Origin of the sequence: Nitrosomonas marina, from assembly GCF_900110145.1 — a bacterium.
Classification (GTDB): Bacteria; Pseudomonadota; Gammaproteobacteria; order Burkholderiales; family Nitrosomonadaceae; genus Nitrosomonas; species Nitrosomonas marina.
The window spans coordinates 1-17,775 of record NZ_FOCP01000032.1; the positions used below are offsets into that span (position 1 = coordinate 1).

17 protein-coding genes are annotated in these 17,775 nt (G+C 46.0%); 15 read left to right on the forward strand and 2 right to left on the reverse strand.

Annotation, left to right across the window (positions count from 1 at the left end):
* The 7 genes from BMX44_RS15105 to BMX44_RS15135 form a co-directional block, all read left to right on the forward strand.
* Positions 1 to 269: hypothetical protein (locus BMX44_RS15105; protein WP_218143987.1), on the forward strand; the 269-nt coding region annotated here is incomplete at its 5' end.
* On the forward strand, positions 270 to 803 hold the full coding sequence (locus BMX44_RS17335) for a hypothetical protein (protein ID WP_090634573.1): 534 nt from the start codon (positions 270 to 272) through the stop codon (positions 801 to 803). It begins immediately after the preceding gene.
* A 515-nt stretch (positions 804 to 1,318) separates the two neighbouring features.
* Positions 1,319 to 2,476, forward strand: coding sequence for an AAA family ATPase (locus BMX44_RS15115; RefSeq protein WP_090634574.1), 1,158 nt, complete (start codon positions 1,319 to 1,321; stop codon positions 2,474 to 2,476).
* Positions 2,473 to 4,695 (forward strand): S8 family peptidase, encoded by a 2,223-nt coding sequence (locus BMX44_RS15120; protein ID WP_090634576.1) that lies wholly within the window; start codon positions 2,473 to 2,475, stop codon positions 4,693 to 4,695. Before BMX44_RS15115 ends, BMX44_RS15120 begins: the two co-directional genes overlap by 4 nt.
* Before the next feature lie 421 nt (positions 4,696 to 5,116).
* Positions 5,117 to 6,127 (forward strand): HNH endonuclease family protein, encoded by a 1,011-nt coding sequence (locus tag BMX44_RS15125; protein WP_090634578.1) that lies wholly within the window; start codon positions 5,117 to 5,119, stop codon positions 6,125 to 6,127.
* Positions 6,128 to 6,258: 131 nt separating this feature from the next.
* Positions 6,259 to 7,926: a cation:proton antiporter gene (locus BMX44_RS15130; protein ID WP_090634579.1), complete on the forward strand. Its 1,668-nt coding sequence runs from the start codon at positions 6,259 to 6,261 to the stop codon at positions 7,924 to 7,926.
* Complete coding sequence (locus BMX44_RS15135; protein ID WP_090634581.1) at positions 7,923 to 8,891, forward strand: universal stress protein; 969 nt, start codon at positions 7,923 to 7,925, stop codon at positions 8,889 to 8,891. The genes BMX44_RS15130 and BMX44_RS15135 overlap by 4 nt, the downstream gene beginning before the upstream one ends.
* 217 nt (positions 8,892 to 9,108) lie before the next feature.
* Here the strand turns inward: BMX44_RS15135 and BMX44_RS15140 are convergent, their stop codons facing one another.
* Together BMX44_RS15140 and BMX44_RS17585 are read right to left on the reverse strand one after the other, a co-directional pair.
* Entirely contained in the window at positions 9,109 to 10,746 is a 1,638-nt protein-coding gene (locus BMX44_RS15140) for a diguanylate cyclase domain-containing protein (RefSeq protein WP_090634583.1), read from the reverse strand.
* Between the two features lie 236 nt (positions 10,747 to 10,982).
* On the reverse strand, positions 10,983 to 11,195 hold the full coding sequence (locus tag BMX44_RS17585) for a helix-turn-helix domain-containing protein (RefSeq protein WP_090634585.1): 213 nt from the start codon (positions 11,193 to 11,195) through the stop codon (positions 10,983 to 10,985).
* Positions 11,196 to 11,344: 149 nt separating this feature from the next.
* On the opposite strand from BMX44_RS17585, the gene BMX44_RS15150 reads away from it, so the two are divergent.
* The 8 genes from BMX44_RS15150 to BMX44_RS15185 all read left to right on the forward strand — a co-directional run bounded on the left by BMX44_RS15150 (position 11,345) and on the right by BMX44_RS15185 (position 17,761).
* Positions 11,345 to 11,911, forward strand: a complete 567-nt coding sequence (locus BMX44_RS15150) for an SH3 beta-barrel fold-containing protein (protein WP_090634587.1) — start codon at positions 11,345 to 11,347, stop codon at positions 11,909 to 11,911.
* Positions 11,904 to 12,221: a hypothetical protein gene (locus BMX44_RS15155; protein ID WP_090634588.1), complete on the forward strand. Its 318-nt coding sequence runs from the start codon at positions 11,904 to 11,906 to the stop codon at positions 12,219 to 12,221. The genes BMX44_RS15150 and BMX44_RS15155 overlap by 8 nt, the downstream gene beginning before the upstream one ends.
* A complete protein-coding gene (locus BMX44_RS15160; protein WP_090634590.1) occupies positions 12,218 to 13,000 on the forward strand; it encodes an antA/AntB antirepressor family protein in 783 nt (260 codons plus the stop codon). Before BMX44_RS15155 ends, BMX44_RS15160 begins: the two co-directional genes overlap by 4 nt.
* 173 nt (positions 13,001 to 13,173) lie before the next feature.
* Positions 13,174 to 13,947, forward strand: a complete 774-nt coding sequence (locus BMX44_RS15165; RefSeq protein WP_090634592.1) for an MBL fold metallo-hydrolase — start codon at positions 13,174 to 13,176, stop codon at positions 13,945 to 13,947.
* Between the two features lie 128 nt (positions 13,948 to 14,075).
* Positions 14,076 to 15,677 carry a sigma 54-interacting transcriptional regulator gene (locus BMX44_RS15170; RefSeq protein WP_090634594.1) on the forward strand — a complete coding sequence of 534 codons (1,602 nt, stop codon included), beginning with the start codon at positions 14,076 to 14,078 and terminating at the stop codon, positions 15,675 to 15,677.
* A 315-nt stretch (positions 15,678 to 15,992) separates the two neighbouring features.
* The gene (locus tag BMX44_RS15175; protein WP_245738966.1) at positions 15,993 to 16,643 is read left to right on the forward strand and encodes a beta-class carbonic anhydrase; all 651 of its coding nucleotides are present in this window, start codon (positions 15,993 to 15,995) and stop codon (positions 16,641 to 16,643) included.
* Between the two features lie 31 nt (positions 16,644 to 16,674).
* Positions 16,675 to 16,920, forward strand: coding sequence for an FmdB family zinc ribbon protein (locus BMX44_RS15180; protein ID WP_090634596.1), 246 nt, complete (start codon positions 16,675 to 16,677; stop codon positions 16,918 to 16,920).
* A gap of 340 nt (positions 16,921 to 17,260) precedes the next feature.
* Complete coding sequence (locus BMX44_RS15185) at positions 17,261 to 17,761, forward strand: hypothetical protein (RefSeq protein WP_090634597.1); 501 nt, start codon at positions 17,261 to 17,263, stop codon at positions 17,759 to 17,761.
* Positions 17,762 to 17,775: the final 14 nt, after the last annotated feature.

Sequence of the window (17,775 nt, forward strand, 5' to 3'; positions counted from 1 at the left end):
CCCATAGGAGGGATTTAAAAATGGGATGGGCTGAGGATCAGTTTGAAAACAAGATGCTGTTTAGACGGATATTCATGATTGTCATCATGGGGTACTTGTTCATGGCGTCGCATGAGTCTTTTCTGTTTGCCATGAAAGCGCTGGATAGCGATTTTACTGCCACTGAGGTTGCTACCGTTATCGCATCCAAAGACGGACTGCCGTTAGCGTTGCTCGGTTATCTGTATCGCTACTATTCAAAGGACAGGCAAGACGCCAAGGAGAAATAAATGCAGATATGGTTAATTGGAATAATCGCTTTTCTGGTTTCAATCGGCGGTTCATGGATCGGTGGTATCAATCACGGCAAAAAACTGGAAAAAGCGGAGTGGCTTGAAATGTATGCGGAGCAACGTGAAGTTCTCGCCAAAGAGCTTGGCGAGGCCATGGAGCGTGTTGCAAAGCAGAACGAACAGAATGAAGTAAACCTATTGAGGGCAATCAATGAAAAAGACGAAACACTTAATCAGCTTAATAGTGATCTTGCTGATGCTCGCAGGGTGCAGTTCCGTACCAAAAGCACCGCCTGTAATGAAAACGCCATGCGCGGACAAGCCGAAAGTACCGGCGTCGGTGTTAAACCCGCCAGTAAACCTGGAGTACGAGTCGCCCAAGGAGTTTATCAAGACGTTCAAGACATACGAGTCTCAGAGTCAGAACTAAGCGATAAGATGTGGGAGTTATACCGTGAACGGGAGACGCTGAAGGCCTATTTCAAGGCCGTGAAGCTTGAGTTGGAAGGCATTGTCGAGGTGGTTGAATGATCATGGTGTGCCGTGATTATCGTGGCTGCTGTTTTGCTCATTACATGGACGGTCGTTGCCGGTCATCAATACTAGGAAACAAGATACTGTGTGATGTTAGTGAATGTGATGTAGATAGCAGAGTTCGAGAAAAAAGAAGGTTAAGCGCAAGCATAGGTGATAACGCTGGAGGCTAATACAAGTAAGTATTGTTACAATCAACCCTTAGCCCTAAAACCCACTTCGGTGGGTTTTTTATGTAACCTCTATGTTAGATAACGCATCGTGTCATTTGTGCAAAACTCATAGTCTTTCCTTGTTTTTGTAATAAACCAAATGTGTGGGATGATTTTGATCGGCTGGAACTGCTATCAGTGTGAAATATGTATTATATTTTGCGCCGAAAAGTCAATCTAGCATTTGTTAGCGAAAATCGTCACAATCAACTTCACACCAGTTTATGAAATATGCGATAATGCCATTAGTCCAGTATTAATAAGTTAAAAACACTATATAAACAAGGTATTGCTATATTTATGGGCGAATTGAATGGATTAAAAGCTGATTTAGCCCAAATCGTTAGACTGGCGCTAGCTGAGCAAACCGAGGATGTGCGCCTGTTCGCTGCAAGGCTGGTCAGGAAATACCGTGGCACCGAGCCTGAGTTGGCTGAGCAGATGGACTTGTTCCTACGCGCCAAACCACGTCGTGCGGGGGCACCGTTACGCAAAGCAACGTCATCACCACTTTCGGATCAGATGTTACCGGTTGATGATGAATCGCGTTTGTCATTGCTGAAGGTGTTCAAGGATAACTCGGATCGAGAGGCGCCACTGTTGTCAACTGATTTGGAGGAGACCCTTGGGCAGTTGATTCAGGAGCGAAAGCAGGTTGCGCGTCTCGCCTCGCTAGGTTTAACACCGACCCGTTCTGCAATTTTTGTAGGTCAACCTGGTGTGGGCAAAACACTAACGGCACGATGGTTAGCTGCACAGCTTGGCGTGTCATTATATGTGCTTGATCTGACAACGGTGATGAGTAGCTTGTTAGGACGTAGTGGCAGCAACTTGCGTGCAGCGTTGGATTTTGCCAAACGTGGCCCCTGTGTCCTGTTGCTGGATGAGATCGATGCGATTGCTAAACGACGCAGCGATGACAGTGATGTTGGAGAATTGAAGCGTCTAGTAACGGTAATCCTGCAGGAAGTAGATGAATGGCCTGCAACGGGATTATTGCTCGCTGCTACCAATCATCCGGAACTGATCGATCCAGCACTGTGGCGAAGGTTTGATCTGGTTGTTGAATTCAAAGTACCGAGGCCTGAAGCTGTCAAAGAAGCTATAAAGCGGTTTTTAGGACCGGATTTCGCACTTTTCAGTCGTTGGATTGAGATTCTGACCTTTGCGTTTCGCGACCAATCCTTTAGTGATATTGAGAGGGAAATACATCGCTTCCGACGGGCTGTGGCGCTGGGGACAACACCGGATGCTGACTTAATTGAGGAGTTCATCAAGGCGCGCGCTTTATCTCTGGATCGGCAGGGTCGTATCGAGATGGCGGTATTGCTGGCAAAGCAGACTCACCTATCTCAGCATAGCATTTCAGATATTACCGGTGTGAGTCGGGACACTATTCGTAAATACACGACAGGAGGATCAACGGTTATTCCTAAAAAGCGGAGACGTGAGGCATGAGTCAAACCAATTTTTTGATAGGACGAGGTGAGTTGCTGACTCATGAAATCAAAGGGCCTAAACGCAGCATGGGCAAAGCTGAAGTGTATACCTTGCAGCAGGCGAGGAATCGACTGATGCCTCAGTTCGTTGAAGTTGCGATGAGTCTCGATCGCTTGCCCGCCGAGGCTTGCCCCGGGGATCTGGGAGTGGCTCGTCTTGCACTTAATCCAAGCTACATAGCACGTTCCTACTTCCCTATAGCTATGCTACGCAGTACGGGTCTTGAATCGGTCGGAAGTAAAGCTGTTAAGTTAACGCCGGAGGCTTGGTCGAAGAAGGGTGCACCCAATGAGTCGACCACCACAGAGCTTTTTGTAGTTGCCAGACGCCAAGTATTCCGCCAGTTAAAGGATTGGGCGGGACAATTGGAAGATGGATCCAATGAAGCAAAGGATTTTGCTCGTATCGAGCGTTTTTCTAGTTTTGAGCCGAAAGACCGCATTGTCTCTCTCGGCAAAGAAAAAGAGCGTTTTTTCGAAGTTGGTATTCATTTGCTTCCCGGAGGAAACAATCAATTCGTGCAACGCGCTTTTGCTAGGTATGCTGCCGAGGTGGGTGTTACGATTCATACTAGATTGGCGTTCAGTGCTGGGAATCTGTGGTTCCTGCCTGTGGAAGGGAACAAGGACGCCGTCAAAAAAATGGCCCTGTTTTCCTTTGTACGAGTTGTCCGACCCATGCCGAAACTGCGCGGTATGCGCCCAGTGCAGCGTTCAGCTGGTGTGGCAGTAGCGTGCAGTCTGCCGAACGACCAACCGTTGTCTGCCGAACCCAAGGTGGCCATTCTTGATGGCGGCCTGCCTGATCAGCATAGTATTGCCCCATGGATACGAGTCTACCGTACGCTGGATGAGAGTGCGGCCAATGATCCGGATGGTTTGGAACATGGCCTGAGCGTGACTTCGGCATTTTTGTTTGGACCTATTACGCCAAACAGTAGAGCAGAGCGTCCTTATTCCTATGTTGATCACCTGCGTGTCTTGGATTGTGAAACCAGAGAAGAAGATCCAATGGAATTGTATCGTACACTGGGATTTGTCGAAGAAGTGCTGCTGTCTCGCCAGTATCAGTTCATTAATCTCAGCTTGGGACCGGATCTTCCGATCGATGACACAGATGTGCATGCTTGGACTTCTGTGATTGATGATCTGCTAAGCGATGGTGAGACCTTGATGACAGTTGCTGTTGGCAATAACGGCGAAATGGATCGGTCGGTTGGAAATGCCCGCGTACAGGTGCCATCTGACTGTGTAAATGCGCTATCTGTGGGAGCCGCTAATAACACTGACAAGACGTGGGGGCGTGCAGCTTACAGCGCAGTTGGCCCTGGCCGAAGCCCAGGCGTAGTTAAACCGGATCTCATGGCTTTCGGTGGTGATGCCGGAAATTCAAAATATTTCCACGTATTGTCGGAAGGAGCGAAGCCGAACCTTGTGCCCCAGCTGGGCACTAGCTTTGCATCCCCGTATCTATTAAGAAGTGCTGTTGGGATTCGGGCTATCCTTGGTGCGGATCTGACTCCATTGGCGGTCAAGGCATTACTCATTCACGCTGCTGACCCATCTACCCATGATAAAGTCGAAGTAGGTTGGGGTAAGGTCCCGGAAGATTTGATAGAAATTATTACCTGTACGAGCGGTGTGGCGAGGGTAGTTTATCAGGGGGAATTAAAGCCCGGCAAGTACTTGCGTGCTCCACTACCGCTACCTACCAACGGATTAACTGGAAACGTTCATTTAAAGGCAACCTTTTGCTATACCTCGCCAACTGACCCTCAAGATGCGGTCGCCTACACACGTGCAGGTCTGGAAATTGTCTTCCGACCTAACGATAAGAAGGTGAAAAAAGGCAGATTGAATGCGGAAACTAAAAGTTTCTTTGATATGAAGAACTATGCCACAGAAGAGGAACGTCGTTCTGATTTGGGTAAGTGGGAAACAGTACTGCATGGCGTCAAGCACATGCGTGGCAGCAGTCTGGAAAACCCAGTATTCGATATTCACTACAATGCCCGCGAAGCGGGTGCACCTACAACCAGTGCCGAAAAAATTCGTTATGCGTTGATTATTACGGTTAATGCGCCCAAGCACACGGATCTATATAACGAAATTCTGCGTGCTTATGCCAAAACGCTGGTGCCGATTCAACCGTCGGTCTCGCTTCCGGTTCGTGTGTAGTGACGGATCCACTTAGGCGGTATTCGATGTGTTGTTGCTTAACTAGAAAAGAGCAGCTAGTGTAAGTAGCTATCTTTGACATACTTCAACTCGATAAAGTAAGGGGTTGATTCTACAAAATCCATAAATCACTTTTCCTCCACGCAAACGCAGCAGTTCCTTCAACTAAATGTCACCCGGTTGCAACATAAAATGAATCTGCAGTGAGTTGTTATTCACCTGAGTAACAACCATGTTTGTTTAGGTCACCATGCCGGATCAATATCAGGCGATACGGCCGTAATTGAGCATCACCACATAAATAATCCTATCGATTTTATCAATATTCAATGTAATATACTGATTTCATATCAATAAAACCTTTGAAGCAAAGAGGTTTTTAGGTTTAGATAATAAATAAGACAGGAAACGAAGTCTAAATATGAAGCTCTCGGTATTTATATTACTTTTTCTATTTTCAACTTCTGTTTACTCACACGGTGGGCGGACTAACTCAGAAGGTTGTCACAACGATAATGCGGGCGGTACCGGATACCATTGCCATGATACAGAGCCTTCTTCTCCATCAACTCCTACAGTACCTGTCCCGGAGCCAAAACCGGATACAACGCCGGGAAGTTATCCTGTTGCAAGTCAAAATACGCAAATATTGCGCGGTGAATTTAACGAGACTCCAAGCAATTACACAGATAAAACCGCAAATTTACAATGCGTAAATACTATTAATGGCGCATATGACCTGGAGGTAGCCTTAAGCGGTGATAAGTTTTGTATTACTGCACTAGAGGAATCTGCAGAAGAATGTACTGAATATAGCGGCAAGTTTTCGTTTATAACGCGAATATTGACAGTTTTCGACATAAAAGTAGGCGCTGCAAATTATCAAGCGGGATTAGAACTCGACAATACTTCTAAATGTTTCAATTTATTCTATTCACGCCATAAAGCAGAGAATCACCAAGCTTCAGTTGATTACGATAGAGATCTCTGGGGTAGATGGATTGATGAGGATAGAGATTGTCGTGACACCAGGGATGAGGTTTTAAAAATATTTAATCAAAATTCTGGCACAAACGAGTCATGTGATATAAGCGCTGGCCTGTGGTTAGATCCGTATACTGCTACAGAATTTACTGATTCATCCGATCTGGATATTGACCATATAGTACCAGTTGGTTTTGCGCACGGGCATGGTGCTGCAAACTGGTCGTCAACACTTAAGCAGCAATTCTATAATGATATTGAAAATTTGTTGCCCGTATCAGCGTCCGCCAATAGAAGCAAGGGCGACAGATCTCCTATTGACTGGATGCCAGATAATACTGAGTATCACTGTACATACGTAGACAGTTTTCTTTATATCGTGGACAAATATCATCTGGATTTATCAGATGTGCAGAGGGAAGGTATACAAAACCGGTGTCTTAATTAGATTTTATATTTTTTATTAAAAAATTAATGAGATAGCATGCAACTTATCGGGTTTCGTTTTTGGCGTAATATATTGCGGTATTTCGGACGTCTAATTAAAGTAAGGCAGGAAACCACGGATAATCCGTTGCAATGATTGAGAATATATTCATACAAATCGGGGCCATTCTTGGTCTTGCAGTTGTTGGCGGGGCGCTGGCTCAGCTGTTGCGTCAGCCCTTGATCGTGGCTTTCATTGCCGTAGGTATTCTGGTCGGTCCTTCTGCCCTGGGCCTGGTCGCGTACAGTAGTGAAATCGAGCTGTTCGCCCGGCTCGGTATCGCACTGCTGCTGTTCGTAGTGGGTTTGAAACTTGATCTGCATATCATACGTACCGTAGGTCCAGTGGCACTTGCTTGCGGCCTTGGACAAGTGTTTTTTACCTCCATGATAGGCTACCTGCTCGCGCTGTTGTTAGGTATGTCTCATGTGGCCGCAATTTATGTGGCGGTGGCACTCACCTTTTCCAGTACCATTATCATAGTCAAGCTGCTTTCTGACAAACGTGAAGTGGATGCGCTGCACGGTCGTATCGCGGTCGGTTTTCTTATCGTGCAGGACATTGTGGTGGTGCTGGTAATGATTGGCCTGACCGCCTTTGGACAGGCAGGTGGCGAGGTCAACATGGGGTGGGAAGCCATGCAGGTTGTTCTCAAAGGGACCGCCATGCTGCTGGTCGTGGCCTTGTTGATGCGCTATGTCCTGCCGGGACTGTTGCATCGCCTGGCCCATTCGTCGGAGCTGTTGATGTTGTTTGCCATCGCTTGGGCTGTGCTGGGTGCCGTCGCCGGAGATGCCCTGGGCTTCAGCAAGGAAGTAGGCGCCTTCCTAGCTGGTGTTTCCATTGCCTCGACACCATTCCGTGAACAAGTTGCCGCGCGCCTGGTTAGTCTGCGTGATTTTTTGTTGCTATTTTTCTTTATTGAACTGGGGGCGATCCTTGACCTCAGCACGCTGGACGCGCAAATCAGCACTTCTATAGTGTTCTCGCTGTTTGTGCTTATTGGCAACCCGATCATCGTGATGATCATAATGGGCTATATGGGATACCGTAAACGTACCGGATTTCTCGCTGGATTGACGGTGGCCCAGATCAGTGAGTTCTCCTTGGTGCTGGCTGCACTTGGACTGAGCCTGGGTCATCTGCAACAGGAGACTGTAGGATTGATTACGCTAGTGGGATTGATCACTATCAGCGCGTCCACCTACATGATCCTCTATTCCCACGCTATTTATGAACGTCTCGCGCCTTGGCTGTCGTTATTTGAGCGCAAGGTACCCCATCGGGAACTCGACAGTTTACTGGGAGAGAAAGGCGAAGTGGACGTATTGCTGTTTGGGCTGGGTCGCTATGGCGCATCACTTGCGGAGAATCTTCGCGGCCAAGGTTGTAGAGTGCTTGCAGTGGACTTCGACCCTACCACCGTACAACAACATATACGTGATGGCTATCAGGTACATTACGGTGATGCGGAAGATCCGGAGTTAGTGGCGACCTTGCCTCTGGCACACACACGTTGGGTTGTCAGCACTGTACGTGACCAAACTATTAACCGTACTCTGCTTCATGGTCTGCGCCAGAATAAATATCTTGGCAAAGTCGCTATCGCCAGCGCCAGTCATCGGGATGCGCGCCAGTTCGAGCGAGATGGTATCGATATGGTGTTAATGCCTTATGCGGATGCGGCAAAAGAAGCAGCTGAAAGACTGCTAACGGACGTGCGCGACGGAAACCCCGGAAAAGTTGGAGAAATGGGATGAAATTATTTAATAACCTCTTGTATGTCTTTGAACAGTCCATCGCACAGGATACTGCTATCGCACGGGCGGTGTCGCTGGCGCAGAACAACCAGGCGCGACTGACGATTATTGATGTCATTCCCGAGCAAACGGCAAAGATCGGGATACCGCCGGGCGGTCCTGCTTCTGCCGATCTGACGGCGGCGATGATTGCGCAGCGGCGGCAGATGCTGAAGTCGTTGATCGCGCCTTACACGAAACACTTAGACTTCGGTATCGAGATTCTCGTTGGCATAAAATTTCTCGAGGTGATTCGTGCTGTGCTGCGAAACGATTACGATCTGGTCATCAAGCTCGCTGAGAATCCCGATTGGGTCGAGCGGCTGTTCGGCTCCGATGATATGCACCTGCTGCGTAAATGTCCTTGCCCAATTTGGTTAATGAAACCAAAAGAAAAACCCAACTATGAACGTATCGTTGCCGCCGTGGACTTCGATCCCTACGAGATCGAATCCGACGAGCAAGCATTGAATCAACTGATTCTCGGTATGGCCAGTTCACTCGCGCTATCCGATTTTGCCCAGTTGCATCTTGTGCATGTGTGGGATGCGCCCGAGGCAGGCTTTGTGAGTTTATGGGCGGATAATCCCAAAGCAGCCGAGATGAGTATGGTTGAGGCCACCCACGCACAACACAAAGCTGGCATGGATACCTTGATTCGAATGATCAGCGAACAAATAAGCGCAGAAGCATACAAGTACTTAACTCCCCGGGTTCACTTGCTCATGGGATCGGCGCAAAAGGCGATACCGGCGTTGGTCAAAGAATTAAAGGCAGATCTGGTCGTTATGGGCACGGTGGCGCGCACAGGTATTCCAGGTTTTATCATAGGGAATACAGCGGAGGCGATTCTGGATCAATTGCAATGTTCTGTGCTGGCAGTAAAACCCCCGGGATTTGTGTCTCCGGTTCCAAGGGAACCATAATGGCCTAACAGAGCAAAAAGCGCCGTTCGTTCCTTATACTACTTTTAGCTGCCGGTGATCTGAGGCATTATTTCTGTTGAAAATGGATTCTCTCACCCGCCGACTGCTTAGAGTCTCCTTCGGCCAAAAGCGAACCTTCGAGTTCTATATCGGCGGAGTGTCTGGTATCGCACCGAAGTTAAAGCAAAAATATTTGGATCTGTAACCTCATTTTTGCCTACTCAGCGACTACTGTTTGGTTTCTACCTTTCTGTTTGGCGCAATATAAAGCATCGTCTACTGCCCGAATAAAGTTCTCCATCGAGCTTCCTTGTTTCGGTAAAGCCGTTCCACAACCTATGCTCATCGATACCACCTTGGCTATCGGGGATTGCTCATGGGGCAACGCCATTTCAGCTATTGCGAGACGTATGCTCTCGGCAATTTTGTAGGCCCCGGCCTCTGATGTGGACGGTAATATGACGGCTATTTCTTCCCCGCCGTAACGTGCCGGAAGGTCACCTGGTCGATCAACTACATCGGATAGAATCTTTGCTATTATTTGAAGACACTTGTCTCCAGCGACATGGCCATATGTATCATTATAGGCTTTGAAAAAATCAACGTCTCCAATAAGCAGCGATAGAGAAGTGCCATCTCGAGTGGCGCGCAACCATTCATTTTGAAGGTGCTCGTCGAAATAACGCCGATTCGCTAGCCCCATTACGTGGTCTTTACGGCTAAGCTCTTCCAAGCTTTGGTTTGCTTCCCGTAGTTTTTTTTCTGCATTAACCCGCTCGTTTATTTGCTGTTCAAGGACTTGTTGACCGGCTGCTAGCTCCTGGGACCGACGGCGTATGAGTGACAAATAGGCGGCAAGCAAACTAGTGAATCCCAGTCCAAGGATCAAAGGCAACCAAATATCATAGCCTTCATCGAGCGTGAAATAGTCAGATGCTGGGGTTAATATTAATTCAAAGTTACGTTCGCCTAGTTTGAATTCATGTACGTATTTTCTAGTGTTATCAGCTAGCATGGTTTCCATTTCTTCCTTTTTTGTTTCCTGATCTTCCGGTGTGTGTAAGTATAGAAATTGCTTGTCAGGTTCGGAAGAACGGTCAAACAACCAGATATTCAGGCCATCAGAGTGTACATGCGACAAGGCTTTTTCCACGCCGTCTCCGATACGATACACGGCAGACGCAACGCCCATGAGCTTACGTTGGTCTTTGGCAGAAATACTATGATGAAATACGGGATGGATAATTAATACGCTATGTTGATCACCGTTCTCTTGGACCAGACGAAGTCGTGCAGTGCTGGTAGTTTTCGTACTGTCGCTCGCATGATCAATAGCAGCACGCCGAACAGGGTTCGAGTAAAGGTCAAAGCCTTGCGCAGCTTCGTTGCCCTCATAGGGGCGAATGAAATATACGGGGAAGTATATCTGTCGCGTGGTTGAGTTTACTATTTCGTTTTGCTCGTCACTTTCAGTAATGCGGAATCCGGGAAACAGCTGTCGGGCGGTCCGTTCGAAATCTTCGCGCTCGTTGTGATTGACTAAAGGGACCCAGCTCAGTGCAGTAATGGTTGGGAAACGCTCAAGTAGCGGTGTAACGAACGCGTCGAATTGACTAAAGGAAATGTTCTGCGAAGAGCCATACAGGGCACCTACGGATTCAATAGCGAACAAAGTATGAGAGAAACCCTCGACTATGGCGTTGGCACAGTTGCTGGCTAGGGCCTTAAACGCAATATCGCTTTGATTGCTTTTGTTCTCAAGTACTAAAGTATGGATGACGACTGAGACGATGATGCCTGTAATAAACACAGAACCCGAGAGGATATACTGTTTAAAAAATCTTATTTTGTCCATTGCTGTAAGTCAACAACTGGTCGATATATTGAATAGGTGTGACTCCTCAATATATCGTTAACATTTGTCCCGGTTAAATCATTGGATTCGTGTAGGAGCACTAGCTGGCATGAATAATTAATACTCAAAAGGCGACTGATCACGACGAATGTCTCTGCAGGGTCGTAAGTGGGCGTTTCAATATCGAAAGTATTCAGAATACACAGAGGTTTTGCTGTAATAGCCCAACACTGTCATTACTCCTCCACGCAAACGCAGTTTTCTCCATTAAATGTTACTCGGCCAGTAGATAAAATGGCTTTTTTTAATAATTCTGCAGTCGTTGTTAGAGCAGTGCCACCTCTTTCGAAGTTGCTAATTGTTGCTGGTCTTGTACCTGCTCGTTGAGCTAACTCACTTACTGTCCAACCTAATCCAGCTCGAGCCATTTTACATTGTTTTGGCGTCATAGTAATGATTATACGCTATAGCGTAAATAAAGTTTGACTTAATTTGCGTCTAAGCGTAATATTATTACTCCGTAACGGAAAAAACAAGCCTGAAAGGTGCGGGAACACCAATCAGGCTCTAACCAAAACCAACTACTCAGGAGTTGAAAATGGCTGCTACAAAGTATACAGAACTATCCAACAAACTGTCAGTGTTGCTTGCTGAGTCACCTGGTAACTCTGAATCTCAAAACGCGATTGCTTGTTCTAATGCTGTGATCATGGTCAACGAAAGTGCGTTGACTCGGGAAGAGAGAAACGCCGTAGTAGAAGCAATAGGCAATACAGCGAATCCATCCGGATATTATTACGAGAGCAACGGCATTCAGGCCGGCCTAGACGCAATCAAGAAGATTGAAACTGAAGTTTCAGCATCACAATCTGCTGCTCCAACTCGCCTTAACCTGAAGAACCTAAAAAACCTCGTATCTGACGGCACCATATTTTCAGTCGAGTTTATCAAACGCAGTAATGGCGAACTGAGAAAAATGATTTGTCGGCTAGGTGTCAAAAAACATCTGCGCGGCGGTGATAAAGCGTACAACGCGAAGCATCACAACCTGTTAACCGTCTTCGATATGGAAAAGGGCGGTTATCGCTCCATACCGGTCGATGCTATTCAGCGTTTGTGCGTGAACGGTCAGGCATTCAGTTTCAGGGAGGTGTCTCATGGCTAAGAGAAAATCAAGCGCAAAGACAATACACCTGACCCATGAAATGCGCATTAAGAAAGCCATTAACGAATTTCATCATTTTCTTTCCACCGCTACCGAAGCAGAAAAAAACGTTGTCAGGCATGTAAAAGTGGGTATTGGCCCTGAAGCCGTGATGCAAGAAATACGCAGATTGCTTGGTGAGTCCATGGCGAAATGCAAAGTCATTCCATTCCCGCAGGAGCGTAAGCGGAAAAACGCTGATTTGGCGCTCTGCCGGAACGGCAAGATTGAGCCTACATTTCTTGAACTGGATAAAGGAATTAAAAAATGAATGCTAATCAACTGAATCAAGAATCATTGATACCAGTATCGCGGTCAGAAATTAACGGTGAGAGTATTCAGACTGTGAAGGCGCGGGAGTTGCATGAATTTTTGGAAGTTGGGAAAGATTTTTCAACGTGGATCAAAGACAGAATCAATCAATATGATTTTATTGAAGATAGAGATTATGTTTTAACGTTCCCCAAAATTGGGGAGCGTAAAAATGTGAAAATCACCGAATATCATATTACATTGGACATGGCCAAAGAACTATCAATGGTCGAACGCAACGAAAAAGGCAAACAAGCCCGGCAATATTTCATTGAGTGCGAGCGTATTGCGCGAGAACCGAAGCCGGTTGATGTGCATGAAGTATTAAATGATCCTTCGGCGATGCGCGGTCTATTGTTAAGCTACACGGAGAAAGTTCTGGCGCTGGAAGAAAAGAACAAGGAATTGACGGCGGATTCCGAAGCATTGAGCCGGATTTCAAAGGCTGAGGGTTCATTGTGTATCACTGATGCGGCCAAGACTCTGCAGGTCAAGCCTAAGAGTCTGTTTTCGTGGCTACAGCGTCATCACTGGATATACAGGCGTATTGGTTGTGCACATTACTGCGCGTATCAGGACAAACTCAACAAGGGATTGATGGAACACAAGTCGACCACCGTTTTGAGGTCGGACGGAACTGATAAACACACGATACAGGCTAGAGTGACACCTGAAGGTCTTGAGAAGTTGGCAAAATTGCTTCCACCGGAGATTACTGAAGTGGCGGTGAATGGGTGATTTTTTGGGCGGTGGTTTGTTGTCTTAAAGTTAAAATGTCTTTATATTTTCACCGAACGATTAACGATATCTGTTTGGAGTTTATGTTACTCGTACGGGGGAAACAAATTTGCAGAAACTTGAACAATTCAGAGCGCGATTAACTCTAATGAATTAAATAGAGGAGCTTTTTTATGAAATTCAGGCAAATAAGAAATGCAACACTGCACATAGAGTACGCAGGTAAAAAATTCTTGATTGATCCTTGGCTGGCAGAAAAAGGAGCACTACCGGGTTTTGGAGGTACAGTTAATGATCATATACGTAATCCAACGGCTGAATTACCAATGTCTATCAGCGAAATCGTTGATGTGGATGTCGTAATCTTGACGCATGACCACCCCGATCATTGGGACAATGTAGCTAAAGAATCGATACCCAAAGATATGCTTTTTTTTACGCAACATGAAAAAGACGCGCAATCGATCCGATCAGTAGGTTTTAATAATGTTCACATATTGAACGAAACTAATTATATAGATGGCATAACGCTGATCAAAACACCTGGGCTGCATGGCAGCGATAATGTATTGAAGGACATGAAAGAAATATTGGGAGATGTAAGCGGCATCGTTTTCAAGCACCCAGATGAAAAAACACTTTATATTGCTGGAGATACGATCTGGTGTCAGGCAGTAGAAGACAACTTAAAAAAGTACAATCCAGATATAGTCGTTGTCAATAGCTGCGATGCCAAAGTTATTGGGGGCGCATCCATTATCATGGGAAAACAGGATGTATATGAGGTTTATAAAGCTGCACCAAATGCGATCGTCATAGCCAGCCATATGGAATCAGTGAACCATGCAACAGTATCCAGAAAAGAGCTGCGCGAATTTCTTGGCAAAAACCACATGACGCAGCGTGTATTGGTGCCGGAAGATGGTGAATCTTATAGTTTCGCGTAATATTATAGCTAGCTAGGTAGGATGTTTAAGTGGCCGTACGCATGCCTGTACTGCTGCTGAAATGGTGATGCTGCAGAACAGGGTATGACTCTAATTATTCCAAAGTCGATCTCACTCCAGGAGTGACTATGTCCAAGTATTCTTTTTCGCGGCTTAATCCTATAAATTTTCTGCAGACATTTGTAACACAGAGTCTGGAGTTAAGCCAGCAATGCAGACCTGATAATGATGATGAGCAGATAAACAAGATTGAAAAATTGGGTTTGAGCGCAGGTGCTTGTTTCGAGTCAGTATACCGTGAGGAGCGTGGTCTCATAGGGCTGTTGGATCAGGCCCAATACCGCGATCTAATTGTAGAGATTAAAAATCAAATAGGGGGCTGCTTTTCTCCTGCTTCCAGCGAATCTGGAACTGTGCGCGTTATCAATACCCGCTGCCCCTTTGGGGAAGCGGTTAAGCATGCGCCAGAATTGTGCCGAATGACTTCAAGCGTGTTCGGTGGGATTGCAGCGCATAATTTTGGTTATGCAAAAGTCGTTCTTAATAAACGCATCGCCGTTGGGGACGGCATGTGTGATGTCTGCGTTCATACTGATCCGAATGAAGCAGGCCAATATCCCGGTGGTGATGAGTATCGCAAGAAAGGAGAAGTCATCGTCGGTAAGGCTGCTTCAGCAGATGTCAGCGCGCGTGTGGAAAAACAACTGAGCAAGGTTTGGTTTGATATCAAATCAAATCCTGCAGATAAACCACGTGTTGTGGCCCAATCAACAAGTATGCGTCAGGTATTGGAATCTGTTGAAATTATCGCGCCAACAACAGCGAATGTGTTAATTACTGGCGAAACCGGTGTTGGCAAGGAAGTCATAGCGCGCGCCGTGCATGCAATGAGTGAACGCTGGAACAACAAGTTTCTTGCAATAAACTGTGGGGCTATCCCGGAGAATCTGGTTGAGAGTGTACTGTTTGGACACGAGCGCGGTGCTTTTACCGGTGCTTACGAAGTGCATCAAGGCTATTTCGAGCGTGCAAACAATAGTACGTTGTTTTTAGATGAAATTGATTCGCTTCCACTTCTAAGTCAGGCACGGTTATTACGCGTACTTCAAGAAAATGAATTTGAGCGAGTAGGGGGTCGACAGAGCTTAGTTGCCAATGTTAGGGTCATAGCCGCCGCTAGTAGTCAGTTTGATAAGCTTGTTGCTCAGGGCGATTTTCGTCGTGATCTATACTACCGCCTCAGCGTGGTGCCGATCTATATACCTCCGTTGCGCGAAAGGCCTGAAGATATTTCGCCGTTGGCTGTCTCTATTTTAGCCAGACTTTCTGAAAAATACCGTAAGAAACCTAATAAACTGGGTAGTCGCGCATTGGAGCAACTAATTAGCTACGATTGGCCTGGTAATGTCAGAGAACTCGAGAATATTCTGGAACGATCGTTTTTATTTGCCTCCGGGGAAGTACTGGAACAGGTTGCGTTGCCGAGAAAGCTTGGGAAAGCTAAATCTATTCTTACTTCAATATCTGCTCATGATGCGCCTTATACGTTAAAAGAAGCCAAAAAAAAGGCCGCAGATGAAGTTGAAAAAGCAATGCTAGAAGAGTTACTTGCCTATTCTAGGGGAAATATTAAAGAGGTTGCTCAATCCCTACAGATAACACCACGAGCAGTTCATCAGAAATTAACACAGCACCAGATTGATCCAAATGCATTTCGGCATTTTCCTTGACTATCCGGCCATCTATTATAATTTTTAGCATGAACTGAATTCCTTTGGATTTACCCAAAATCACGATTCCTTTCTGTGAAGTTGTTCTTCCTAAAGAACAAATACTTCTATTCTCCTATCCTTATGATTAAACAAATTATTTTCTACCAAGCATTAATCGGCTAGGAAGTGTCAGTACGCACGAGTGTTGCGGCATTATTCTTAACCCATTGATCCATAGTGAATTTATTTGTGGCACAAAATTTGCTTTATATTAAATACGGAACGCAGCTTTAAAAAGTTACGTGATTCGTGAAATTCACTAAGGAGAGAATAATGACACTTAAAGAGAAATTAATTACTCATACTGAAACCTATGATCACTGGTCAAAGCGTCGGCGTTACGGGCCAGACGGAGCAAACAATCTCAATTTGTGGGTGCTTGCATGCATGGACGAACGATTGCCAGTAGATGAGGCGTTGGGCATTCATGTAGATTCACCTGCCGGAGGTGGGGACGCGCATTGTTTTCGGAATGCAGGCGGGATTGTGACCGACGATGCAATACGCTCCGCCATGCTGACATGTAATTTTTTCGGCACGAAGGAAATTGTTATTGTTCAACATACGCAGTGTGGAATGCTGTCGGCAGATGCGAAGGATTTAGAAAAACACTTCCGCGACAAAGGCGTTGATACCGATAATATTACTTTGGACCCTACTCTGCCCGAATTGAAGCTGGAGAATGGAGCATTCGCAAAGTGGATAGGTATGATGGATGATGTGGATGTAACCTGTATGAAGACAGTCGAGGCGTTTAGGAATCATCCACTTATACCTAAGGATACGGTAATTAGTGGCTGGATCTGGGAAGTTGAGACGCGTCGATTAAGAGCGCCGACGCTTGACATTGAAAAACGTGCAAGAACCGATGTTACCGCTGTTCAATTCGGTGTAAAAGGTAAACAACCAACACGATGGGAATAATTTTGGTAATCGAAAAATTAAGGAGTAAAAGATGCCGAATTATGATTACAAGTGTATACCGTGTAACCTGCGGCTAGAAGCACGGCATTCTATTAACGCGAGGGCACCTAATTGTCCGAAATGTGAAGGAGTGCTAACAAAATTGATTCTATCTGCACCTACAGTTCATGGCTATATGGCGAGTGGACGCGAGAACGCAATACGCTCGTTACAGCCTAAACAGAGGCTAGGTAATCATTTGCATACTCCGGGGTGCAAATGCGGCCACAAACACTAGAACGAACTTGGAAGCACTGGTATTTCATTATCTCTATCTGTAATAATCTGTATTTAAATTGCCCAGTCTCGACGTTGAAAATGTTCAACGTCGAGTGGAGTTTGTTGCATGATTAATGTAATAGTTTATCGAATATAAAGACACTTCAATCTATTGGCGAGCCAGGTATCATCAAATTAACAAATTAACAAATTAACGACCTGAAATTGCAAATGTAAATCAAAACCGCCTACGGGCGGTTTTTTATTGCTTCAAACCGGAAAAACCCGCGTTTATTGAAAGTGCGGTGAAATAAAGTTTGCCTATCGATATTTGTGTAATTCTGATAGGGAAACAAATCATGGCCATAAGCAACGCGCAGTATTTGAAAGGGCAATATGATGTTACGAAAGCGCTAGGCGCTAAGGTTATTTCAAGCGACTTTACGTTTGTAATCGACGGATACGAGCCGAATTACCTGCTTTGCAAGCAGGCACCAGAACCTGAACTGTCGTCAGCCGGAGAAATTGAAGTGCCGCTACCTCTCGGTGCAATGATGTACCAGCCTCAACAGGTAAAGGTTGCGCACCAGGGACCGGTTGCGTTCTTTGAGACTGTGCAGGGCTCGATCGATAACATGATGATCAATTTGCTCACGACAGGCGCCATATTCAATGCGACGCTTTATGAGGGCACGCCGCAGCGATTCCTTAAAGCCAAGAGGTTGCGCGACTGTTTCTTGCAGCTGGATAATCCGGACCGTGACTGGGAAAACCGTGCACAGGTATTGATGTTTACCGGCACGCTGTTTTTCCATTACTTTGGTGAAGTGCTTCCCGGCAATTCTTCTGACTACAATTAATGCAAACGATATCG